Raw genomic sequence first — 25,041 nt, forward strand, 5'->3', positions numbered from 1 at the left:
GAAAAACCATGAAGAATTTAGTATATACCCTTATCTTCGGACTCGCATGGATATGCACCGGATGCTCCGACTTCCTGGAAAGCCAGACACCGCAGGGAAGTGTGGACGAAGAACAACTGCAAGACCCGGCTTATATAGACAACCTGGTGATTTCGGCATACGCCGTATGGATCAGCGCCGAGGATATCAACTCCTCTTTCTCCTTATGGAACTACGATGTCCGCTCGGATGACGCTTACAAAGGCGGCAACGGTACGGAAGACGGCGATGTGTTTCACGCGTTGGAAACCTCGCAAGGTATCATGACTACCGCATGGAACATCAGCGACATCTGGCAACGGTTATACAACAGCATCTCACGCGTAAACATGGCTTTAAAATCTCTGAACGGGATGGACGAAACCACCTATCCGGAAAAGCAGCAGCGTATCGCGGAAATGCGTTTCCTGCGCGGACACGGACATTTCCTGCTGAAACAGCTTTTCAAGAAGATAGTCATAGCCAATGATGAGACGCTGGATCAGGAAGGTTATAACAACTTGTCCAACGATGTCTATACCAACGACGAGAGCTGGGCGGAGATAGCCGGAGACTTTGAGTTCGCCTACAAGAACCTGCCGGTTACCCAAGAGGACAAAGGACGCCCTACCCGTGCTGCCGCTGCGGCTTATCTGGCAAAAACATATCTGTACAAAGCATACCGTCAGGACGACGATGCCACCAACGAAGTAACTTCCATTAATGCGGAAGACCTTCTTCAAGTGGTGAAATACACGGACAAGAGCATCATGAGCGCAGGCGGCTATGGTCTGGAACCGGATTTTCACAACAACTTCCGTCCTGAACCGGAATATGAAAACGGCGTGGAATCTCTGTGGGCCATGCAATACTCCATGAACGACGGAACAAAGAACGGTAACTGTAACTGGTCCAACGGTTTGATTGTACCCAATATTCCGGGTGTGACAGACGGCGGTAACGACTTCTACAAACCCAGTCAGAACTTGGTAAACGCTTTCCGTACCGATGCCGGCGGACATCCGTTATTCGACAGCTTCAACACCAAGAACTACGACAAGACCGAGGACAACGCCGACCCGCGTCTGTTCCTCACGGTAGGTATGCCGGAGTTTCCTTACGAATTCAACACCAAATACATGATGAAGAAAAACAATACATGGAGCCGTAGCGGCGGTCTGTACGGCTATAACGTCACCCTGAAACAGAACGTAGACCCCGACGGCGGTTATCTGGTGAAAGGTAGTTATTGGGGCACGCCTATGAACCACATCGTACTGCGCTATGCCGATGTATTGCTGATGCGTGCCGAAGCTCTGATTCAGCTGAACGACGGCCGGATCGAAGAAGCCGTAAGCCTGATAAACGAAGTACGTAGCCGTGCCGGTCAGAGCGTTACCGCAAGTACCAGTGTGATAAAGAATTATGCCGAGGACTATGGCGTAAAGATTAAGGTAGAGCCTTACAACGGTACATACAGCCAAACTGACGCCTTGAAAATGCTGAAGTTCGAGCGTCGTGTGGAACTTGCCATGGAGTGCGACCGCTTCTTCGACCTCGTACGCTGGGGTGAAGCGGCCGAAGTACTGAACAAGTACTATGCCGAAGAAGCAGCCGATTGCAGTATCTACTCCAACGCCTCGTTTACCAAAAACAAAAACGAGTACCTGCCCATACCGTTTGCGCAAATCAGTGCCAGCAACGGAAGATATGTACAGAACTGCGGCAACTGGTAACTCCTCTGCGGGAATGGAAACATCGTTTTACCTTCAAAAACAGAAAAGAATGAAATCAATCCTGAATATATTTAACCTGTCTTTCCTCACAGCCATTCTATTATCGGCTACGGGATGCAGCGATGACAACAGCAGCGCGCTCAGACTGAACGAAGACACCGCCATCAAATCCTTTGCGCTAGACAACTACTCCGGCGTCATCGACCCTCAAAAAGAGACTATCACCATCACCCTGCCGGAAGACTACGATATGGCGGCAATGACAGTGACCGACATACAACTGCCGGCAGGCGCCGAGGCGACCCTCAAGCAGGGAGATGTACTGAATCTGAACATGACACAGACTGTAAAAGTAGCCAATGGCAACGTATTCCAGCAATACGTCATCCAAACGAGATACGATGAAGCGCGGATTCTGACATTCCAACTGAATGATATGTATAACGGCATCATCGACCAGCAAAACCAGAACATTCTGGTTCAGGTACCGGCTTCCGCCGATATAACGAAGCTCGTCCCCACCTACACCGCCACCGAAGGAGCCATCGTAGCCCCTGCCGGAGGAACCGCCATGGATTTCAGCCGTCCGGTAGACTTCATCGTATCCAACAATATGGCATCGGCTGTCTATACCGTAAAGGTACTCACACCCGCAGGCAAGCCGGCAGCGGTTTATGCAGGCCTCGCTTCCACCATCGAAGGACTGAACCCCGAAGAGAAAGAAGCGGCGACGTGGATGCTGTTCAATGTGAAAGACGCGCAATATGTTTCTTTCAGCGACATAGCGTCAGGCAACGCGGATTTAAGTGAATGTAAGGTGTTGTGGTGGCATTTCCATGCAGACGCCACCATCGATGATATGAACAAGTTCGAAACGGCTGCTCCGGCCGCCTTGTCTGCTGCCGGTGTGATTAAAACACGTTATGAGCAGGGCATGAACTTGTTATTGACACGATACGCCACTTTCTACGCCGTCAATCTGGGAGCGGCCAAAGACAATAAGAATCCCAACAACTGCTGGCTCGGACACACGGAAGCCGAACCCGAAATCACCGCAGAGCCGTGGAGTTTCTTTATACAAGGACATGAAAATCACCCTGCCTATCAAGGTATACACGAGGGTAATGCCGTATATACCTGCGGTAAGGGCTACGGAATCACCAACACTACCGCTCAATGGCATTTACGCTCGCAAGATGGAGCGAACCCTTGGGGAGATTACAACGATGAGGCCGACTGGTCTCGGAAACATGGCGGCCAAGCCTTAGGTTACGGTGGCGACGGAGCTATCGTGGTTTGGGAATATCCGGCCGACGGCGGCAAGGGCGGCGTCTTCTGCATCGGTTCCGGTTGCTACGACTGGTATTCGGAAGGCATCGACACATCCAAAGACCCATACCACGGCAATGTAGCCAAGTTCACGAAAAATGCAATCGATTATCTAACCGGTAAATAAAGACTGACATACAATGAAAACAATGATATACACACTTGCATACGCCGCGCTGCTGGGTACAACCCTCGGCAGTTGCAACGACGATAACGCTCCCGTGCTCACCCAAAAGGACTGGGACAACACCGCAACTTATTTCGAGCCGACCGACGAAAACATGTTCGGCACTTACTACAAACCGCAACTGGGCTACGTGGGCGACCCCATGCCGTTCTACGACCCGCAAGCCGGCGACTTCAAAATAATGTACTTACAGGAGTACCGCCCCAATCAGACCACTTACCACCCGTTTTGGGCGGTAAGTACCAAAGACGGCGGCAGTTACACCTCATTGGGTGAACTTATCCCCACCGGAACGGAAGAGGAGCTCGACGCGGCCTTAGGTACAGGCTGTACGTTCTATGATGAAGCCAATAAGCTATATTATACCTATTACACCGGACACACAGCCGACACCGAAGTCGTGATGCGGGCCACTTCCACCGATTTCAAGACGTGGAGCAAAGACCGTACTTTCTTCCTGCCCGGCAGCAATGACGGTTACAGCCGGAAAGACTTCCGCGACCCTTTCATCTTCGAGAGCGAGAGTGGCAAGTATCACATGATCGTATCCACTAAGAAAGACGGTATAGGAGTGCTCGCCGAGTACACTTCCACCGACTTGAAAACATGGGAACACGCGGGCGTATTCATGCCGATGCACTGGGGCGCCGACCGCTTCTACGAATGTGCCGATGTATTCAAGATGGGCGACTGGTGGTACCTCGTATATTCCGACCAAAATGCCGTATCGCGCAAGGTATGCTACTTCAAAGGCGGCACGCTGGACGAACTGAAACGAATGACCGCCGCACCTACTTTCCCCGACAACAAAGAGGGTGTGCTCGACTCCCGTGCCTTCTATGCCGGAAAAACGGCAAGCAACGGAACCGACCGTTACATTTGGGGCTGGTGTCCCACCCGTGCCGGCAATGACAATACGGCTGTCGGCGCTGCTCCTGCCGAACCCGAGTGGGCGGGTAATCTTGTGATGCATAAGATTATCCAGCACGAAGACGGCACGCTCTCATTAGGATATGTAGACGGAATTCTGAACAAGTACACCGACAACGCCGTACTGAAAGTAATGGCGCAAAGTGAAACCGGTGTAGCCGAGAGTAACGGCAACTATACGCTCAGCGGTGATGCCTACGTACTTTTCAACCGCCTGAACGTACACAACAAGCTTACATTTACCGTAACAGCCTCAAGCAACGAAGATGTATTCGGTATTTCCCTGGTACGCGGCACAGACTCCGGGAAATACTACTCCCTTATCATCAATCCGGAAGACAACAACAGCAACCGCAAAATCAACTTCGAGCAGAAAGGGAAGGAAGGCATGGGATTCATCGCAGGAATAGACAGCTACAAATTTCCCGTTCCCGCCGATAATATTTATCATGTCACCATCTGCACGGACAATTCCGTATGTACCGTCTATATCAACGAAAACGTGGCATACACCAACCGCATCTACGGCATACAGAAAAATTGCTGGTCGTTAGACTCTTATGCGGGCAGCATACAGGTGAGCGACATAAAAGTGAGCTGCTACTAAATGGAAAACAAAAGAATACCAATACTAAAAAGAACAAATATCATGAAAACAAAACTATCTACTCTTATTTCATCAAAGTTAGCCTTCAGGCTTTTGGCGTTGACCTTTACAACACTGACATTGACCTTTACGGCATGCAGCAATGACGACGAAGACGATATTCTCGGCCAAGGTGAGGGCAAGCAACTGGCACAACCCGTGGCTGTGGACTTCTCGGCAGGTATCACTACTCGCGTAACGACAAACAGTGAGTGGGAAATAGGTGACCTTGTAGGCATATCGGCTTCTGAAATAGTAGGAACAACATCCACTCCTAAATATACAAACGTACAATACAAAGCGGATGCAGACGGAGAGTCTACCACATTCTCTTGGGCTGGAACAGAACAAGACGAGATAGCCTATACCTCAGAGAATAAAATGGTTTTCACAGCGTATTATCCGCATACTGCCACTACCGAAAACAGTATTATTGAAGCTAGCACGAATACGGAAGCACCGCAAAAGAATATCGATTTCTTATTTGCTAAAACCGGTGAAATAAGCTACATAGAGGGGAGTGAAAGCCCCCAAATAAACTTAGAATTCCAACACAGGATGGCACGTATCCGAGTGAAGATTAAGGTAACCGATAATACGGACATCAATGGCAAGAACATTATATTAGGCGGTTTAATACACGAAGGCACATTTGATACAAATTCCGGTATCGCAAGAGCCAATGGTAGTAATGTAGTAAATAATTGGTCTATCGGAACTTTCAACTCCACAAACGGCACGGAAATGGAAATCATCCGCATCATTTACCCGCAGAACGCCGAATCTCTCGACTTACGGATTGGTGATGAAAATGATAATCTAAAGACATCATTCACTCTGCCCGACAATAAAAAGTTCGAACCAAACAACTCATACACCATTAACGCGGAGGTAAAAGATGCTACAATCCATGCTACCATTACTATTGATAATAATACGATAAAGGGGTGGAATGAGAATGAACCGGGTAAAACAAAGATTGCATTTATAAGCAATGCAGAAGATACAGGCTCTTTTGATGCAGAAGCAGGAGCCGCTTATAATTGGTTAGTAAGTACGGACAAGTATGATGTAGAGTACTTATCCATGAATGATGTAAATGAAAACATTGATTTGAGTTCATACAAAATGATTTGGACACACTTCGATTACATCAATACAGAAGATAATAATATGAACCAAGCCATTGGTAAATATTATAAAGACGGTGGTAATATTTTTGCTTCTCGAGAAGCGATGTACAACCTTGTAGTATGGGGCATCGTAGCGGAAAAGAATGTACCTAATGACAACTGGGAAGACGATAATAATCCTGTGACATTAGACTATGAAGCAGGTATCAACGTTACAATAACTGCACATGACATCTTCAAAAATGTAGGATTAGACGAAGAAGGACATGTAAATCTACATCCCAAAAACTATACTTCCAATAAAAGAATGAGACAATGGAAGTTTAATAGTCAGAATGAATTAGACGCCTGGTTAACAGATGCAAATGCTATCCGATTGATAAAAGACAGTGATTTTAGTGCAACAATGGCTGAGTTCAAAACAACAGATACCCATGGATGTGTAATTGCCACAGGTGACCCTGCTTTTGAATGGAATGGAGTGACCAATGACGGAAGCCAACAAACTAACTCCCTGTACAAACTTACAGAAAACATCCTTGATTACTTAATCAGCCAATCCAACAACAAATAGCAACAACCGCAAACAATAATATTTTAAATATACATTATTTGTGATTACCTGTAATGATACCCCTAAATAGAACAAGGTTTCTATCAAAGCCATAATAACCTCACGACCGAGAGACTATTAAAAGGCTCATAATACTATATTAAAAGGCTTATAATATGATATTATAAGCCTTTTAATCATAAATCACCTTATGACAGAGAGACACTGACTCAATCAACGAAGAGATATCAACCATATAATCTATCAGTCAAAGGCACAAACGCCATTATCCGCAGCTATCATCCTATCCCGATACAGTATGTACAATAAATACCCGTACTTCGGACAATTTTATCCTTTCCTGTCTCTAAAACTCATTATCTTTGACACCCGAAGAAAACTATAAAAAACATACCATACCATGAAAAAATTAATTGTAGCTACCTTGTTATTAGGCAGTGGCACATTACTGTCTGCACAGAAAACTACAAAAGTACCGGCACACTACAAACCGGTAAAAAGCGAAATGTACCGCAAGGGTTGGATAGATTTCAACAAAAACGGTGTTAAAGACATATACGAAGATCCCGCCGCAACACTCGACGACCGCATCGAAAACCTTTTGCAACAGATGACACTCGAAGAAAAAACCTGCCAGATGGTTACCCTCTACGGCTACAAACGGGTACTGAAAGACGACCTTCCCACTCCCGAATGGAAACAGATGCTTTGGAAAGACGGTATCGGAGCCATCGACGAGCATCTGAACGGTTTCCAGCAATGGGGGCTTCCCCCCTCGGACAATGAAAACGTCTGGCCTGCCTCACGCCACGCCTGGGCGTTGAATGAAGTACAACGTTTCTTCGTTGAAGATACCCGCCTCGGCATCCCCGTAGACTTCACCAATGAAGGCATCCGTGGCGTGGAAAGTTACAAAGCCACCAACTTCCCCACCCAACTGGGCTTAGGACATACATGGAACCGTGAGCTAATCCGCCAAGTCGGACTTATCACCGGACGGGAAGCCCGTATGCTGGGCTACACCAACGTCTACGCCCCCATCCTCGATGTAGGCCGCGACCAGCGCTGGGGACGTTATGAGGAAGTCTACGGTGAATCTCCCTATCTCGTTGCCGAACTGGGTATCGAAATGGTACGCGGACTGCAACATAATCACCAAGTAGCCGCCACTGCCAAACATTTTGCCGCCTACAGCAACAATAAGGGAGCACGTGAAGGCATGTCGCGCGTCGATCCGCAAATGTCGCCGCGCGAAGTGGAAAACATCCATATCTACCCTTTCAAGCGGGTAATCCGTGAAGCCGGACTACTGGGTATCATGAGCTCCTATAACGACTACGACGGTATCCCCGTTCAGGGCAGCTACTACTGGCTGACAACCCGCCTGCGCCAGGAAATGGGCTTCCGGGGATATGTAGTGTCGGACAGCGATGCCGTGGAGTATCTCTATACCAAGCACAACACCGCCAAAGACATGAAAGAGGCCGTACGCCAAAGTGTGGAGGCAGGCCTCAACATACGTTGTACATTCCGCTCGCCCGACTCGTTCGTGCTTCCGCTGCGCGAACTCGTAAAGGAAGGCGGGCTGAGCGAAGAAGTCATCAACGACCGTGTGCGCGACATCCTTCGGGTAAAGTTCCTTATCGGACTGTTCGACTCTCCCTACCAAACAGACCTTGCCGGAGCTGATAACGAAGTGGAAAAGGCGGCCAATGAAGCCGTTGCCCTGCAAGCATCCCGCGAGTCCGTCGTATTACTGAAAAATGCAGATAACACACTGCCGCTGAGTATCGATAAGATAAAGAAGATTGCCGTCTGCGGCCCGAACGCCGATGAGGAAGGCTATGCTCTGACACACTACGGCCCGCTTGCAGTAGAGGTGACTACCGTCCTCGAAGGTATCCGCGAAAAAGCGCAAGGTAAGGCCGAAGTGCTTTATACCAAAGGTTGCGACCTCGTAGACGCCCATTGGCCGGAAAGCGAAATCATAGAATATCCGCTTACCCCCGACGAACAGGCCGAAATAGACCGTGCCGCTGCCAATGCCCGCCAAGCTGATGTGGCGGTAGTAGTACTGGGCGGCGGTCAGCGTACCTGCGGCGAGAACAAATCACGTACAAGCCTGGAATTACCGGGACGCCAATTGAAATTGCTTCAAGCCATACAAGCCACGGGCAAACCTGTGGTACTGGTACTGATAAACGGCCGTCCGCTATCCGTAAACTGGGCTGACAAGTTTGTCCCCGCCATTCTCGAGGCCTGGTATCCGGGGTCCAAAGGCGGTACGGCAGTAGCCGACATTCTCTTCGGCGACTACAACCCCGGCGGCAAGCTGACAGTTACTTTCCCTAAAACAGTCGGACAAATACCGTTCAACTTCCCCTGCAAACCGGCTTCACAGATTGACGGTGGCAAGAATCCGGGAGCGGACGGCAATATGTCGCGCATCAACGGCGCGCTTTATCCCTTCGGCTACGGTCTGAGCTATACCACTTTTGAGTATTCCGACCTCGAAATCAGTCCCAAAGTAATCACGCCCGACCAAAAAGCCACCGTACGCCTAAAAGTGACGAATACCGGCAAACGTGCCGGTGATGAAGTGGTACAACTCTACACCCGCGATATATTGAGCAGCATTACCACCTACGAAAAGAATCTTGCCGGCTTTGAACGCATCCGTTTGAAACCGGGAGAAACCAAAGAGGTTACTTTCACGCTCGACCGCAAGCACCTCGAACTACTGAATGCCGATATGAAGTGGATAGTGGAACCGGGCGAGTTCGCCATCATGGCTGGCGCATCTTCCGAGGACATCCGGCTGAATGGCATACTTACCGTAGAAGACTACCGGAGCCGTCTGCATGCCCTTGAAAGCCAAAAGCCCGTCAGCCCCGTAACGGCCAGTACCGATATGGAAAATGCCCCGAACGTGCTCGACGGAAAAATCAGCACCGTTTGGCAAGGTAATAAGGGAGATTATATTACCTTTGCTCTAAAGAACGGTGCTAAAGTAGACGAAGTATCTATCGCCTTCAAACGCGATAATAAGCTGCCAGCAGAGTTTGAAATACAGCTCTCGGGCGGTGGCGGGCAATTCCTGACGGTTTATTCAGGTACTGTCAGCCAATATGAGCAGCTCATCCCCTACTCGTTCAAGGGAACTACCGCCAGCGACCTGCGCATCGTGCTGAATGACGACCGCGTAGGAATAGCGGAAGTAGTGCTGAAAGAATAAAATACAAGTTATAAGTTATGAGTTATAAGTTATTCGCTTGTACTTTTTCCTTTCGGGAGCTGGAAATAAACAAATAACTTATAACTCATAACTTATAACTCCAATGAAACTTCTTTATTGTATGCTCGGATTAAGTATGGCGGCCTGCACGCCTCAAAAGACCGTCAACGGCGGTGAAGATGAACTTTCCATGTTGATAGGTACATACACCGACGGAACAAGTAAAGGTATCTATTCTTTCCGTTTCAACCAAAAGACGGGTACGGCCACGCCGCTCGGCTCGGTGGAGCTATCCAACCCGTCCTACCTCACGCCATCGGAAGACGGTAAATTCATTTATGCCGTAAGCGAGATGAATGACAGCACGGCAGCCGTCAATGCCCTTGCCTTTGATAAGCAAACGGGCAATCTCCGCCTGCTGAACAGCGAACGTACTCCGGGAGCGGCTCCCTGTTACGTATCCACGAACGGCAAAGAAGTGCTGACCGCCAATTACAGCGGCGGAAACATGTCTGTATTCCGGTTGCGCAAGGACGGTACGCTATCACCTGCGGAAGCGCTCTTTAAAGGTACGGCCAACGGCCCGGACACCATTCGCCAAATCGTACCGCACATCCATTGCGCCCTGTTCTCACCGGACGGGAAGTATATATTCGCCACCGATTTCAGTGCCGACCGTATTCTGCGCTTTACATTAAGCTCCGAAGGCAACATCTCCCGCCTGCCCGGTGAAACGATCGATATCGCTCCCGACTCCGGCCCGCGCCACCTCACATTCAGCCCGAACGGTAAGTTCGCTTATCTCATCAATGAACTGTCCGGTAAAGTAATCGCCTTCGGTTATACCGACGGCAAACTGGAGCAGATACAGAGTATCGCAGCCGACTCGCTGCAAGCCCGGGGAAGTGCGGACATCCATTTAAGTCCCGACGGCAAATTCCTCTATGCCAGCAATCGCCTGGAAGGAGACGGTATAGCCATCTTCGCGGTAGATACCGTAAACGGAACATTAACCCGTGCGGGATACCAGCCTACCGGCATCCATCCGCGCCATTTCAATATCACGCCCAACGGCAAATACCTGCTGGCGGCTTGCAGAGACAGCAATGTCATCCAAGTATACGAACGCGACACCGAAAACGGATTGCTAAAAGACACACAGCAAGATATTCTTATCGATAAACCGGTCTGTGTACAGTTCATCCCGCCATTTCACAATTAGTTAATCTTTCGTAAATGAATTTCCAAGAACAAAGAACTTCGTTAACTTTGTTATTAAAAATTATAGCTATAAACCGATAGAGAAGTATGAAGAAAAAGATGATATGGCTTGCCGGGCTTTTCATAGCCACAAGTACCTATGCCCAAACGGATGTCACCACCGGCATAATGCGCGGTAAGGATTACGGTGTAACTTATCTCCTGCCCAAAACCGAAATAGAGATTGTAGTGGAAGCTACCAAACATACGTACATGCCCGGAGAGTTCTGTAAATATGCAGACCGTTACCTGCGCATGAACAACGTATCTGCCGACCCGGATATCTATTGGACCATCGACAAGTTGCAGACCCGTGTAACCGGAGTGCCCGATAAAGATAATGTTTACTTCGTCAAGCTGAAAGACAAAACCGTAGCCCCGCTAATGGAGCTTACCGAAGACGGTATCGTACGTTCCATCAACATGCCGCTCAGCGGCCGTACGGTACCGGCAACCAAAATAACCGCCACCGCGCAAGAGATTATAGACCCGCGTAAATTCCTTACGGAAGAGATACTCATGGCAAGTTCCAGAGCTAAAATGGCGGAGTTGGTAGCCAAAGAAATCTACAACATCCGTGAAAGCAAAAACGCCCTTCTTCGCGGTGAAGCCGACAATATGCCGCAGGATGGCGCACAGCTCAAAATCATGCTTGACAACCTGAACCTGCAAGAACGCGCCATGACGGAAATGTTCTCCGGTACTCTGAAAGAAGAGCCCCAAACATTTACAATCCGTCTGACTCCGAAGGAAATGGACAATGAAGTAGCTTTCCGCTTCTCCAAACGACTGGGTGTAGTAGCCTCTGATGATTTGGCAGGCGAGCCGTATTATATCTCCATAACCGACTTGAAAACTCCCGCCATTCCCGAAGACGACGGTAAGAAGAAAGTGGACGGAGTGGCCTACAACGTTCCGGGACGCGCCCACATTACATTAACAGGTAACAACAAAAAATTATTCGACGGCGAACTGCCTATCACGCAATTCGGTACCATAGAATACCTTGCGCCTGTATTGTTCAATAAAAACTCCACTGTAAAAGTACTGTTCGATACAGCCACAGGCGGGCTGATAAAGGTAGACAGAGAAAACAATTAGAGAGTTGAAAGTCAAGAGTTGAAAGTTAGCATGCGGCATCATAGCGCAGCTAACTTTCAACTTTTAACTCTCAACTGAACAAACCCATCCTTCTGCAACTGCATAATGTAAGCAGTGACACGGGAAGGATAGTTATCTTCATTTTGGAAATGTTCGGTAAGCAGAGAGATTATCTCTTGCACTGTCCGTTTTCCGTCTATCAAACTCCATACGGCAGTACCATGTTCTTCCAGCTTCACACGGATATCGGCCGACATACTTTTCGGCAACAAGAAACATCTCATCCAGTCATACTTAAACCGGGGAAAGGAAAGTACCGCGTACTCCCCTTCCCATCCGGTCGTAATATGTCCGCACTGAACGGGGACAGTATCCAACAGGTTTACTTTTCCTTTTGTATCTGACATTACCGTCTTATCAAGCTTTGATATTAGGTTCTTCCAAACCAAGTCCTTTCTTCTTATCGACAATCTTAAGGATAAATCCCAGTACCAAAGCGGCAACGCCAAGGCAAGCCAGCATCACAAGCGGCGCGGTGTAATCATACGAAACGGCAGCCTCTTCCGGAGTAATCACACCGTTTTTCAAATCAGCTACAAGTTGCGTATTTGTTTTATCGAGCACCTTTCCGATAAGAAGCGGAAAAAGCCAAAGACCGATATTCTGCACCCAGAAGATAAGCGCATAAGCGCTACCTATAATCTTGGCATCAACCAGTTTCGGAACGCTGGGCCATAAAGAAGCGGGAACCAATGAGAAACTTGCGCCAAGCACCAATATGGTAAGGTAAGCTATCATAACACCGCCTACCGCATTGTCTTTGAACTCAGGAAGTACAAACGCAAAGGTAAGATGACAAAGCACGAGCAGCATTGAACCGATCATCAACATCGAGGCCGCCTTACCCTTATGGTCGACATAGTTGCCCAATATCGGAGTGATACCCACGGCAAGCAAAGGGAATACGGCAAATACCGTTTCCGCGCTCTGGCGCATATAACCCATATAGCAGAAAACAGCCAGCAATACTCCGGCAAGGGTAAGCAGACCGTACTTCATACTTGCTTTCTTCATAAAATTACTTGCAAAAGAAGCGCCTGCAACGACAAGCATAATGCAATACTGAAGAATCGTCACCGTATTGGTAGCCCAGAAAGAGTCGGAAGGTACTTCCTTAAATACCAAATTACATTGCAACATATTTACGGCATACTTCTGGAACGGGAATATGGCAGAATAATAAAGCACGCAAAGAAGCGCCACCAACCAGAATCCGCTGCTTGACAAAATAGTACCGAGATCGCTAATCTTGAACGGATCGTCTTTCTCCTCAGCCTCACCCGTTTGCGCATCGAGTTTCTTATCCATAAAGAAGTAAACAATAAACATGATAAGCGCGATAAGCAACAATACAACGCCAAATGCCACCGAACGGGAAACATCGATAACGCCCCCTAACTTGGCGAATACCGGAGAGAATATCATGCAAGTGGCGACTCCCAAACGGGCAAGCGCCATTTCGGAACCCATGGCAAGCGCCATTTCACGGCCTTTGAACCACTTGACGATACCGCGGGATACCGTAATTCCCGCCATCTCGACACCGCAACCGAAAATCATGAAACCTATTGCCGCAAACTTAGCCGATGCCGGCATACCTCTATAAAACGGAGAGATACCCAGTTCATCGAAACCGGGAATATAATTCAGATTGTCGGTAAACCAAGTTTGAAGCCCGCTTCCCTGAAAAGCATCCGTCACCGCATACCAGTTGATGGTAGCTCCGACAAGCATCACAGCTCCGGAAAGGATTGCTGTAAAGCGTACCCCCATTTTATCGAGGATAATACCAGCGAAGATGAGGAAAAACACGAATACATTAAGGAATGTCTCAGAACCCTGCATCGTACCGAATGCGGTCGAATCCCAGCCGCGTGTGGACTGCATCAGGTCTTTAATAGGTGAAAGTATGTCCATAAAGATATATGAACAGAACATGGCGAACGCCAAAAGCAGTAGCACCAACCAGCGCATACCTGCCGAATCGCGGAGCGTCTGGTGAATTTTGTCAGTAGTTGTCATTACAATAGTATAATAAATTGATTAATTAAATTCGGTTTATATATCATGACGGATAGTATAATAAAACATACGCTTTTAATAAGTATCCCGCTGCAAAAGTAACTAAATATAAAAGACCATAAATAAAAACAGGCAGAATTGCACAATATTAATTGTACAATTCCACCTGTCAAGAAATTCGGTTATTTCTCGAATATTAGTTTGCAGCCGGTTCTGCAGCGTCCGTGGCAGCAGGAGCTGTTGCCGCCGGGGCTGTCTCGGCCGGTTGTTCAGCTTGCGGAGCAGCCGTACCTACGGGCATATTGTACGGGTTTGTTTTTTCTTCTTGTTGTGCCTGTTCCAGAATTACATCACCGCCCTTGTGAGAAACGGAAGGAATGACGTAAGCCGAAGCAACACTCATCACCACCAAAAATACAGCGAGGCTCCATGTTGCCTTTTCCAGAAAGTCAGTAGTCTTGCGTACACCCATGATTTGATTGGATGATGAGAAACCCGAAGCCAGACCGCCGCCTTTGGAATTCTGAATCAACACAATGAAGCACATCAGCACGGATGAAATCACCATTAAGATAACTAATAATAAGTACATTTTGTTATTTTGATTTAGCGTTAATAATCAATTTCTCTAAAAATCTTATTTGGTCTGCAAAGTAAGCATTTTTTTTTGGATAATTCAAACTTAATTTTTTAATAATTTCAAGCGCTTTATCATATCTGCGCTGTTTAATATAGATTTTGGCCAGAGTTTCCGTAAAACAGCTATCGTCCAGGCTGTCCTGCGGGGGCTGTTCACCGTTAGCTCCGTCTTCTTCGGAAAGCGACTGACCATTCTCTGAGAAGGCGGCCGGGGCGTTTTCGGTTTTCCCTGAAGATATTTCCTCTTCTCCGGAGGATATTTCTTTTTCTTCCGGGGATACCGGGACTTCCTCAAGATATACCGGTCTTACGGATACGGACAGTTCCGTAGACTCGCTCTTGCGGATAAATCCGTCTATCAGTTCGTGCCCGCGCAGCTTGGGAACTTCCTTTCCGTCGGCTGGTCCGGAATCCGTCGAACCGTCATCCTGCAACAGATACGTAGTGTAATCCATTGCATAATCCAGCTCGGTAGCTTGCGAATGTTCTTCGGGAACAGTTGCCAGGAAAGCGTCTATCAAAGAAAGCGTACGGTCTACGCTGGGTTCTTCTTCCAGAACTTTAGAAGACAGCAAAGGAGATTTCCGGGATTTCAGGGTGTAGCGGTCGCCTTCTATCAGATAGAACAATACGCGTCTGTCCGCCACATACAGTACAGCCTTACGCAGTTCCGCGCCGAATGTGATGTCATGCAGCAAATAAAGATTCTTGAGGTATAACAGCCGGAGCGACTGGAAATAGGGATAACGGGCCACTAATGTACGAAGCTCGTACAAAGTATCCTTATCCAACATTTCAGGATGCTGTATCCATTGTTGCAAATAGGCAGAAGTCATTCCTCGGTTACCAGTTAGCTACGGTTGAGTTAAATATTTGTTCTGTAATATCCTTTATCATTTTACTTATCAGGTCGTCCTGCACATCAGTCAGCAACAAGGACGAATCGTAAGTCTGGAAGGCGGAGAACTGTTGCTCAAAGTCTTCCTCATGGTTGGTGTTGTTTACATAACGTACGTTAACGGTCATGGTCAGCTTCACTTTAGAAGAAAAACCGTCCGCAGCCACAGCCTCGTTGTACTGGTTATAGCCGGTTATCTCACCGTCTATTTCCAAATCGCCGTTGGCATTCACCAGTTGCAGACGTGTCTGCTGGATAAACATGTCCTTGAGTTTCTGGTTGAACTCCGTAGTCATGGGAGCGTACACGTATTCGGCACGATTGGGAAATTCGGCAATCGTAATAGTCTTTACTTTGCTGTAATCGATAGAGCTTATCGGGGCAAGTCCCATAGAGATGCGGCAGGAAGCTACCACGCACACCACACCCGCTAACGCCGATACCAGCGCTATTTTCTTAATCCAATCCATATTCTTTTATCTTTCTGTATAGCGTGCGCTCCGATATATTCAAATCCTTGGCCGCACTTTTGCGTTTTCCGTGATGCCTTTCGAGAGCTTTGCGTATCATCTCTTTCTCCACTTCATCCAGCGAAAGAGATTCTTCAACGTATTCTTCCGTATCTTGGATATCATCATCCATGGCGGGAGCCGGTTTTACGGAAGGATGTATTATGGTAGGCACAGCAGCGGGCACAGAAGCCACTACCGCAGGAGCAGGCGTATAGTAAGCGGCAGGCGTTACGGCCGGACTTCCCACAGCAGCCCGTTCGGTCATAATCTCGTGTACCAGTTTCTTCAGTTCGGTCACATCCTGACGCATGTCGAAAAGCACCTGATACAGTATCTCGCGCTCGCTCTCAAAGCTCTTGCTTTCATTCTTCACGCCAAACAGGGCGGGCAGACGCTGCGTATTGTTCTGTTCGGGCAGATAGTTCTTCAAAATAGAAGCGTTGATTTCGCGATTGGTTTCGATGATGGAAATCTGTTCCGTTATATTCTTCAGCTGGCGTACGTTACCGGGCCATGAATATGCCAGCAGCAATTGCTTGGCGTCCTCGGTCAGCTGAATCGCAGGCATACGGTACTTCTCGGCAAAGTCCGATGCGAACTTGCGGAACAACAGCACCACATCCTCTCCGCGTTCGCGCAAAGCCGGAACCTGAATAGGCACCGTGTTAAGACGGTAATACAAGTCTTCGCGGAAGCGTCCGTCGGCAATCGCCTGCGTAAGATTCACATTGGTGGCGGCTACGATACGTACATTCGTCTTTTCCACCTTAGACGAACCTACCTTGATAAACTCGCCCGTCTCGAGCACACGAAGCAAACGGGCTTGCGTAGGCATGGGAAGTTCGCCTACTTCATCAAGGAAAATCGTTCCGCCGTCCGCCTCACCGAAGTACCCTTTCCGTTCGCCGATAGCGCCTGTAAAAGCGCCTTTCTCATGACCGAAAAGCTCCGAATCTATCGTCCCTTCGGGAATGGCGCCACAGTTTACGGCAATGTATTGCCCGTGCTTTCTCCGGCTGTACTGGTGGATTATCTGCGGGAAGCTTTCCTTACCTACACCACTCTCTCCGGTAATCAGCACCGACAAATCGGTAGGAGCCACCTGAATGGCAATATCGATGGCACGCATCAGTGCCTCGTTATTGCCGATGATGCCAAAACGTAATTTTACTTGTTGTATTTCCGCTTTCGTCATACTACAAATCTTCTTCTACACTATCGAGTTTCAGTTTGTCACTGTCGTCACGTCTTTCGTAATATTGTTTCCGCAAAGGATTGGCGTGCGCTTCTTTCTCACGCATACGGTTACGGAACACGTCGATTGCCACATAGACAGCCTGACGGAAAGAATCTTCGGAAGCGAGCCCTTTTCCCGCAATGTCGTAGGCTGTGCCATGCGCCGGTGAAGTACGCACTACCGGAAGTCCCGCGGTATAGTTCACGCCCTCGTCCATGGCCAATGCCTTGAACGGAGCCAGTCCCTGGTCGTGGTACATTGCCAGTACGCCGTCAAAATGGGTAAAGTTACCGGAACCCATAAAGCCGTCAGCCGGATAAGGTCCGTAGCACAACATGCCTTTGTCTGCCAGTTCCTGTATGGCAGGACTGATGATTTCCTGCTCTTCCGTACCCAGCAGCCCCTCATCGCCTGCATGCGGATTCAGAGAAAGTACGGCAATACGCGGTGCTCCGATGCCGAAGTCCTGCTTCAGAGAACGGTTGAAGATTACCAGTTTCTCTTGTATCAATTCTTTAGTAATGGTCGATGCGATCTCTCTTACGGGGATATGTCCTGTCACCAATGCCACCCGGAAGTCATCCTTCATCAGAATCATCAAAGCCTTTCTGCCGTCGCCCAACTTCTCCTCGATATACTCCGTATGCCCGGGGAAAGAGAACTCTTCCGACTGGATGGTATGCTTGTTGATAGGAGCCGTGACAATGACGTCAATCAGCCCTGCCTTATACTCCTCAATCGCTTTTTCCAAAGCGCCGAGAGCGGCTTTACCCGCCTCTGAATCAGGCTTGGAGAATTCGACCTTTACTTCATCGTCCGTACAGTTCACCACACTCAAACGGTCGGGCGCAGCTTCGGATGCCGAGTTTACAATACTGAAATTGGTCGGCAAATCCAACGATTTGCGATGATAGGCAGCCACTTTGGGCGAACCGTAAATAATCGGAGTACACAGCTCCAGCATCGTAGGATCTGAGAAAGTCTTTAAAATCACCTCATATCCCACTCCGTTTATATCTCCCTGAGTTATGCCGACTCTTATTTTGTTATCTTCCATTCTTATTTTTCTATTTTAGTGGAATTTTCTTTTGTTACCGCCAAAGGCATTTCGTTTCCTTCCTGTTTGCTTCCCGGCAATCTAAGCGTATACAGTGACGCTTCCATCTGACGCACCAGATTGCGTTTCATCTTATCGGGTGAGTATACAAATATCTCGGATACGATAATACGCCGGTTAGCCTTGTCCAAACGAACATGAGACACGTACGGACCGCCCATAAAGTCGCCCTTCACACGCCACAGGCCGCGGGCTTCCAAAGCATATTCGCCCTGTACATTGATAGGACGCACATCTGTCATCAACGAATCGGTTTCCATGTACATGCCTTCGCTCGCACCGGGAATATTGACTTTCATCACAGAGTCGCGCTTATGCACAAAGTACTCTTTCGTGAATGTATCCTTGTCCGTATAAGGATAAGAGTAGATAACGAAATTCTGATCGCCCGTCGCCGCATTCGTACCTGCCCAGAAGAAGTTTTCCCCCTGTTTGGTTGCGGTCAGTTCACCGGGAACCCATACGTCACAATCGAACATACTCTTTACTTTCGTCGAAACATAATCATTGTGCTTGGTTTCCAGCACTGAAATCTGACGGTTCATTTCGGCACGAGTAAAGAAATCGATGATAACCTGTCTGTTTTCTTCGACAAACTTCTCGAAAGAGGCTTCGTCCGGCGCCTGAATGGTCAGGATGGATTGCGGAGCGGCATAAACGTCCTTCGCGTACTTAAACTTGGGCTGTGTATACTGGTCTTTGTTTATCTCGACAATAATAATATTGCGGATCAACTTCAATGTAGCGTCATAGTTTGCAGGAGAAGTATACATAATACGGAATGAACGTTCCGACTGGGGCAACCCCGGCACATCGGAATCAAGCACGTTATAGAGGGCGCGACCTGCAGGACGTTCCCACAGTCCCTGGTCAACCACTACCAAAATTTCATACGCCCGACCGCTTGACGTCGGAGTAAACACACCCTTCTTGCCATTACCGCACGCTGAAAACAGTGCGAGTATCAGGGACATACTCAAATAAAACAGGTGTTTCTTCATATATCTATATGTTTTAGTTTTTACAAAGCTACGAAAAAGCCATATAAGCTTGACGGCAAAGTTAATAATTTATATTAATTCTTCTTTATTCTCTTCCTGTTTAGCCGTTGAAAGCATACCGCATGCAGCGAATATATCCTCGCCGCGGGAAGCGCGAATCGTAGTAAACAATCCATGCGACGTCAGATAATCGCGAAGCGTTGTCATCGTCTCCATATCGGCGCCTTCCAGATCAACTCCCGGAATCGCATGAAAACGAATCAGATTGACGCGGCAGTCCAAACCTCGCAACAGCTTCAGCAACTCCTTGGCATACAACAGCGAATCGTTCACTCCCTTAAAAACAATATACTCGAAAGATAGTCTGCGCTGTTTACTAAAATCATAGTTTCTTAACAGTTCTACAATCTCGGCAATGGAGAAAGCCTTTTCGGCAGGCATCAGTTCGCGTCGCTGCAAAGGTACGGGCGAGTGCAGGCTGATTGCCAAATGACAGTCCGACTCTTCAATGAAGCGTTGCAAACCCTTACGAAGCCCGACGGAAGAGAGCGTAATCCGCTTCGGGCTCCAACCGTAGCCATAGGACGATGTCATCACTTCCAACGCCTTCAACACCTCATCGAGATTATCCAACGGTTCTCCCATACCCATCATCACCACATTGGTCAGCTTGTCCCGTTCGGGCAGAGAATTAATCTGGTTGATAATCTGGCTGGCGGTCAAATTGGCGGTGAACCCCTGCTTGCCGGTCATGCAAAACTTGCAGTTCATCTTACACCCTACTTGGGAAGATACGCACAGCGTAGCCCTGTCCTCATCCGGAATGTAAACAGCTTCCACATAATACCCCTCTCCGGCACGATAAAGATACTTCACCGTACCGTCTGCCGAGCGCATGGCATCCACCGGCGCCTCACCCCCCACTTCATATATCTCTTTCAACAGCTCCCGGTGTTTCAACGACAGGTTTGTCATTTCATCTATGGAAGCTGCTTTTTTGTCATATAGCCACGAAGCGATCTGTTTGGCTGCAAATCCGGGCATCCCCAGATTCTTTACGACTGCCTGAAGTTCGGTTAAGGTAAGACCTAAAAGAGGTTGTTTCATTCTAATTGCATATTTACGATAACAAGATAGTTTATTCACCGATAAATTATCTTTTGCAAAGGTATGAATAAAGTTGCACAAATGAAAAAGCCGTTCGACATTTATCGAACGGCTTCTCCAAGTATTCTAAAGTTTATTCTACTTTCTTAGAAGTACAGATAGCGGTTATCCTTTACATCCGCATTCAGATACAGGTCATTGATGAACTGGCTTGCCATACGTGCGTGCATATTCTCCAATGTAGCTTCTTCCGTTTCCTGATTATAAGTTTCGTTCAGTTTGTCCTTGGCATAAGGCTGAAGAACGAATACGCCGCCATTGCCTTTGATAGGAGTGCTCAACTTGTTCAGCTCAGCGATAGAAGCATAAGCACCTACCAGCGGTTCGCTGCTACGCAATGCCGGAACATAAGCCGGAGCCGCGAAAGTCACGTGCTTAACAGAGTCGCTAACTGCATTTGCCATGTTCTTATACTGGTCGAAAGAAGTTGCGCCGGCAGCTTTCATATCAGCCATAATCTTCTCGGCTTTCTTGTCACGGAGGATTTCGCTTCTCAACTGATCCTGTACCATAGACAACGGACGATAGCCTTCCGGAACGATGCGTGTAACGGCTACTACCATCATGTGATCGCTTTCGCCACATTCGTACAGACCTGAAACTTCACCTGCTTTTGCGGCAAACGCCCATTTCAGAGCTTCTTTTGTTCCTTTCACACCACCGATATTGTGCTCAGAGCTATACAAGTCGGCTCTATCCAACAGTCTGTAACCGGCATCTTCCGCATTAGCGGTCAGCTTATCCAGCGTATTGTTGGTAGCGATAAATTGGCTGAAGTCATTGTATGCCTTGCTATAAGTTTCCTTGCTGAATTCAACCGGACGCTTGATAACGGCTACTTTATATTTATCTTTCACAGCTTTCTTGTTCATCACTTGCAGGATAACGTTCGCCTGCCCCAAAGCGAGGTTAGTCAACTCGTTCTGACCTAAAGTAGTGATAGCCGCGATATACTTCAAATTGTCACCATCCACTTGAGCGCCTTCGTAGTTGGCAGAAGAAATCCATGTCGCTTCGCCGGTCTGGCCGTACTTTTTAGCGATTTCGGCAAAGTCCGCGCCACCCTTGATGGCAGTATAGATACTGTCAGCCAAAGTTTTGGTCTTGGCAGCGTCTTCCGCAACAACCTGAATCTGGCGGTATTGGATAGAGTCGGCCATAGCGGCAGTAGCCAGTTTCTTGAAAGAGTTGATTGTATTGTCCGACGCATTGTAGTAAGGACCGTATACACCGCCTACCTTTACAGAATCCAAACGGGCAACAACGTCGGCAGGCAACGCCTTGTCTGTGTAGAACAAGTCAACATACTGCTGAGTAGAACCGGTTGAACGGACGAAGTTTGCATAATCGGAAGGATTTTCGGCCAACTGTGCAGTATATTCTTCCACCTCTTTCTGAATATCGGCTTTGTCTTCCGGGCTTGCGGTAACCTGTACATCGATATACTTGATGTTGCGGGTTTCCACATATTGTCTGAATTGCTCTTTCTTCTTGTCATAAGCATCTTTCAGGTCGGATTCCTTAATAACGATTGTAGAGTCTACGATAGAGGAATAAGGAACGGCGGCCAACAACAGGTCAGACTGGTCTACGCGCGCATTGAAAGCATCTTCCGCTTCAACAGGGTTAGAGAACAAAGACTTTGTAATCAGAGCCTGGTATTTCTCCTGCAGACGCGCCTGTACGAGTGATTTCTCTACAAAAGCCCAGAAATTGTACATGGAATTGTAGTACTCTGCGTATTGAGCCGGCATCTGAGCCTTGTTCATCTTAGAATAGTCCACCAGGAACTTCTTCAACATATCTTTGTCAAAAGCTCCGGTCTGCGGATTGCGGAACGGTGTCTGCTGCAACATCGGATGTACACCGGCGTCGATGATAGCCTGAAGTTCCGCTTTAGAAACGGTCAAACCCAACTTTTCAGCTTCGTTCTCAATCAATTTATTGTTTACGTATGCTCTCCATACTTCGTCCTTAATCTGGTTGGTTTGTTCATCGCTCAACGCGTTCAAGCCGCTGGAGAATTTCACTACTTCCGTATATTCCTCTACCAATGCCTGAAAATCCTGAGCGGAAATTGTTTCCCCGTTCACTTCACCTACATCTTGTGACTGGTGCGGCTGAAGTACTTTCCACGCGTCTCCCGCGATGAAGGCAAACAGCGCCAAACCAATAACAATCACCAATAAGGGCCCTTTAGACCGAATGTTTTGTAATGTTGCCATTTTAGTTAATATGAATTATTTGTTTATTATTATTTTCTTTTCAATGTTCATTTTAGCGCACGAAGATACAAAAAATGCTAATACGCATCTATTTATTCTTTAAAAATTTACGCTGAAACGGAATTATTCCGTGACTTTCAACCGTACCAACTCTATTTTAGTGGCTGTCACCTTAATTATCTTGAACTGATATTCATCGACGGTTATCACCTCATGCAGCTTCGGGAAGCTTTGATAACGGCTCAGAATCAATCCGCCTATCGTAAGATATTCATCCGACTCCGGAAGCTCAAGATTGAACGTTTCGTTTACTTTCTCTATCTCAAGACGAGCTGACAGCACATATTCACGCTCGCCGATCTGTTTACAGATGTAGGAAGTATTATCATGCTCGTCCTCAATATCTCCGAATATTTCTTCTACCAGATCTTCCAGTGAAACGATACCGGATGTACCGCCAAACTCATCCACTACAACGGCAATCGTCTTTTTCTGCTGCATAAAAAGTTTCATCAGCTTATGCGCCGCCATCGTTTCGGGCACAATGGGCACTTCCTTGACATTATTTCTCCAATCCGCCGGGTTTCTGAACATCTCGGACGAGTGGATATAGCCGATTACATTATCTATATTCCCGTCGTACACAATAATTTTGGAAATGCCCGACTCCACAAACATACTCTTCAAATCCTCGAGCGAGGCCGTCACATCCACCGCCACCACTTCCGTACGGGGCACAATGCAATCGCGTATCTTGATATTGGAGAAATCAAGCGCATTCTGAAAGATTTTCACTTCCGCATCCAGCTCTTCCTCATTAGCGGCATTCTCTATGCCCGACTGCACGAAATAGTCCAAATCGACCTTACCGAACGCCTTGTCGGACGCTTCCTTGTTTATCTTCATGCCGAACAGGCGCAGAAAGAGATAAGACAGTCCGGAAGCAAGTTTCGATATGGGAAACAGAATAACGTAGCAGACAAACAAAGGAGTAGCAAACACCCTCAGCATCAGGTTCGGATTAATCTTGAACAGCGTCTTTGGAAGGAACTCGCCCGTTACAAGGATAATGAGCGTGGATATGATGGTCTGCACCAGCACCATTACAAAATGATTATCAATCATGCCCGCCAGCAGATTCACCTCGATAATCTGTGCCATAAGGATACCGTAGATAACCAGCGCAATGTTATTTCCCACCAGCATGGTAGAAATAAAATTATTCGGGTTACGGAAGAAACAGGAAAGGATGCTTGACGTAACACCCGGCTTCCGTTCCATCTCAAAACGAAGCTTGTCTACAGAAACAAAAGCAATCTCCATACCCGAAAAGAAAGCGGAGAAAGCCATGGTTATCAACAAGTAAATAATAGTATCCATCATATCATTTGATGCTGTCCGTCCTCAACGTATCGGAAGGCGTGGTACTCTCCTCGTCCACATAGAAGATACCTTCCGTCTTGAAGAAACGATATTTTGTTAATTGCTCATTCGACTCAAAGCCGATGGCATAGATTATCTGGTCGGGTTGTTCTATACGTACCCGCCGGTCGGAATACACACGTTTCTTGTTCTGATCCCAATACAGCAACTCCGTATCGAATTTCTCTCCTTTCAGGTTCTGTATATGCACATTCCCCATCAGCTTCCACAACTCTTTCTTATTATAATAATAAGCCGTATCGGCCTTGATACTGGCCTCGGTATGAAACACCGAATCGAACTTTTCCAGGTAAATGCCTTTTTCGAACGCCCAATAAGGCGGGTTCTTACGGTCGTAAATCAGCCACTCCGCCGTATTGACACGATAGCGGGTAATGCCCGAATCGGAAATCAGCGTTGTAACACCTTTAGTATCCATAACCGGCAATGAATCGCGTTCGGTAATGGCGGCTCCCATCTCTTTTTTACGTCCGGAACAGGAAGAAAATAAAAGAAGCATAACCATTACCCCGAGGGCAATGGTTATGCTCATATTCTTATGTCCGACCACGTGGGGTTGTAGCGACATATG

General features: G+C 47.6%; 19 protein-coding genes. 7 read left to right on the top strand and 12 right to left on the bottom strand.

Going from position 1 to position 25,041, the window contains the following annotated elements:
- Positions 1 to 8 precede the first annotated feature (8 nt).
- The 7 genes from I2F54_RS10435 to I2F54_RS10465 all read left to right on the top strand — a co-directional run bounded on the left by I2F54_RS10435 (position 9) and on the right by I2F54_RS10465 (position 12,149).
- The gene (locus tag I2F54_RS10435) at positions 9 to 1,754 is read left to right on the top strand and encodes a RagB/SusD family nutrient uptake outer membrane protein (protein ID WP_195501137.1); all 1,746 of its coding nucleotides are present in this window, start codon (positions 9 to 11) and stop codon (positions 1,752 to 1,754) included.
- 49 nt (positions 1,755 to 1,803) lie between these two features.
- On the top strand, positions 1,804 to 3,210 hold the full coding sequence (locus tag I2F54_RS10440; RefSeq protein WP_229097165.1) for a DUF4960 domain-containing protein: 1,407 nt from the start codon (positions 1,804 to 1,806) through the stop codon (positions 3,208 to 3,210).
- Positions 3,211 to 3,223: 13 nt separating this feature from the next.
- Positions 3,224 to 4,807 carry a glycoside hydrolase family 32 protein gene (locus tag I2F54_RS10445; protein ID WP_195501139.1) on the top strand — a complete coding sequence of 528 codons (1,584 nt, stop codon included), beginning with the start codon at positions 3,224 to 3,226 and terminating at the stop codon, positions 4,805 to 4,807.
- Positions 4,808 to 4,849: 42 nt separating this feature from the next.
- On the top strand, positions 4,850 to 6,553 hold the full coding sequence (locus I2F54_RS10450; RefSeq protein WP_229097166.1) for a fimbrillin family protein: 1,704 nt from the start codon (positions 4,850 to 4,852) through the stop codon (positions 6,551 to 6,553).
- 400 nt (positions 6,554 to 6,953) lie between these two features.
- Entirely contained in the window at positions 6,954 to 9,788 is a 2,835-nt protein-coding gene (locus I2F54_RS10455; RefSeq protein WP_195501141.1) for a glycoside hydrolase family 3 N-terminal domain-containing protein, read from the top strand.
- Between the two features lie 103 nt (positions 9,789 to 9,891).
- Positions 9,892 to 11,010, top strand: a complete 1,119-nt coding sequence (locus tag I2F54_RS10460; RefSeq protein WP_195501142.1) for a lactonase family protein — start codon at positions 9,892 to 9,894, stop codon at positions 11,008 to 11,010.
- An 86-nt stretch (positions 11,011 to 11,096) separates the two neighbouring features.
- A complete protein-coding gene (locus I2F54_RS10465; RefSeq protein ID WP_118047540.1) occupies positions 11,097 to 12,149 on the top strand; it encodes a DUF4831 family protein in 1,053 nt (350 codons plus the stop codon).
- Positions 12,150 to 12,205: 56 nt separating this feature from the next.
- On the opposite strand, the gene I2F54_RS10470 is transcribed toward I2F54_RS10465, so the two are convergent.
- The 12 genes from I2F54_RS10470 to lptC all read right to left on the bottom strand — a co-directional run bounded on the left by I2F54_RS10470 (position 12,206) and on the right by lptC (position 25,038).
- Positions 12,206 to 12,556, bottom strand: coding sequence for a PqqD family protein (locus I2F54_RS10470; RefSeq protein WP_195501143.1), 351 nt, complete (start codon positions 12,554 to 12,556; stop codon positions 12,206 to 12,208).
- A 10-nt stretch (positions 12,557 to 12,566) separates the two neighbouring features.
- Positions 12,567 to 14,231: an MFS transporter gene (locus tag I2F54_RS10475; protein WP_009122471.1), complete on the bottom strand. Its 1,665-nt coding sequence runs from the start codon at positions 14,229 to 14,231 to the stop codon at positions 12,567 to 12,569.
- A 196-nt stretch (positions 14,232 to 14,427) separates the two neighbouring features.
- Positions 14,428 to 14,823: a preprotein translocase subunit SecG gene (gene secG, locus I2F54_RS10480; RefSeq protein ID WP_195501144.1), complete on the bottom strand. Its 396-nt coding sequence runs from the start codon at positions 14,821 to 14,823 to the stop codon at positions 14,428 to 14,430.
- Between the two features lie 4 nt (positions 14,824 to 14,827).
- Positions 14,828 to 15,706, bottom strand: coding sequence for a tetratricopeptide repeat protein (locus I2F54_RS10485; protein ID WP_195501145.1), 879 nt, complete (start codon positions 15,704 to 15,706; stop codon positions 14,828 to 14,830).
- 7 nt (positions 15,707 to 15,713) lie between these two features.
- Complete coding sequence (locus I2F54_RS10490) at positions 15,714 to 16,238, bottom strand: LptE family protein (protein ID WP_009122474.1); 525 nt, start codon at positions 16,236 to 16,238, stop codon at positions 15,714 to 15,716.
- Positions 16,225 to 17,475 carry a sigma-54 interaction domain-containing protein gene (locus I2F54_RS10495; protein WP_195501146.1) on the bottom strand — a complete coding sequence of 417 codons (1,251 nt, stop codon included), beginning with the start codon at positions 17,473 to 17,475 and terminating at the stop codon, positions 16,225 to 16,227. The genes I2F54_RS10490 and I2F54_RS10495 overlap by 14 nt, the downstream gene beginning before the upstream one ends.
- A 1-nt stretch (position 17,476) precedes the next feature.
- Positions 17,477 to 18,574, bottom strand: a complete 1,098-nt coding sequence (gene pdxA / locus I2F54_RS10500; RefSeq protein WP_009122476.1) for a 4-hydroxythreonine-4-phosphate dehydrogenase PdxA — start codon at positions 18,572 to 18,574, stop codon at positions 17,477 to 17,479.
- A 2-nt stretch (positions 18,575 to 18,576) separates the two neighbouring features.
- The gene (locus I2F54_RS10505) at positions 18,577 to 19,635 is read right to left on the bottom strand and encodes a DUF4837 family protein (protein ID WP_009122477.1); all 1,059 of its coding nucleotides are present in this window, start codon (positions 19,633 to 19,635) and stop codon (positions 18,577 to 18,579) included.
- 69 nt (positions 19,636 to 19,704) lie between these two features.
- Positions 19,705 to 20,742, bottom strand: coding sequence for a 23S rRNA (adenine(2503)-C(2))-methyltransferase RlmN (rlmN, locus tag I2F54_RS10510; RefSeq protein WP_195501147.1), 1,038 nt, complete (start codon positions 20,740 to 20,742; stop codon positions 19,705 to 19,707).
- Positions 20,743 to 20,888: 146 nt separating this feature from the next.
- Positions 20,889 to 23,027: a SurA N-terminal domain-containing protein gene (locus I2F54_RS10515; RefSeq protein ID WP_009122479.1), complete on the bottom strand. Its 2,139-nt coding sequence runs from the start codon at positions 23,025 to 23,027 to the stop codon at positions 20,889 to 20,891.
- Positions 23,028 to 23,150: 123 nt separating this feature from the next.
- Positions 23,151 to 24,407 carry a hemolysin family protein gene (locus tag I2F54_RS10520; RefSeq protein WP_087412856.1) on the bottom strand — a complete coding sequence of 419 codons (1,257 nt, stop codon included), beginning with the start codon at positions 24,405 to 24,407 and terminating at the stop codon, positions 23,151 to 23,153.
- Between the two features lie 4 nt (positions 24,408 to 24,411).
- Positions 24,412 to 25,038 (bottom strand): LPS export ABC transporter periplasmic protein LptC, encoded by a 627-nt coding sequence (gene lptC / locus I2F54_RS10525; RefSeq protein ID WP_022217606.1) that lies wholly within the window; start codon positions 25,036 to 25,038, stop codon positions 24,412 to 24,414.
- Positions 25,039 to 25,041 lie beyond the last annotated feature (3 nt).

The organism is Bacteroides clarus, assembly GCF_015555825.1.
Taxonomy (GTDB): Bacteria; Bacteroidota; Bacteroidia; order Bacteroidales; family Bacteroidaceae; genus Bacteroides; species Bacteroides clarus.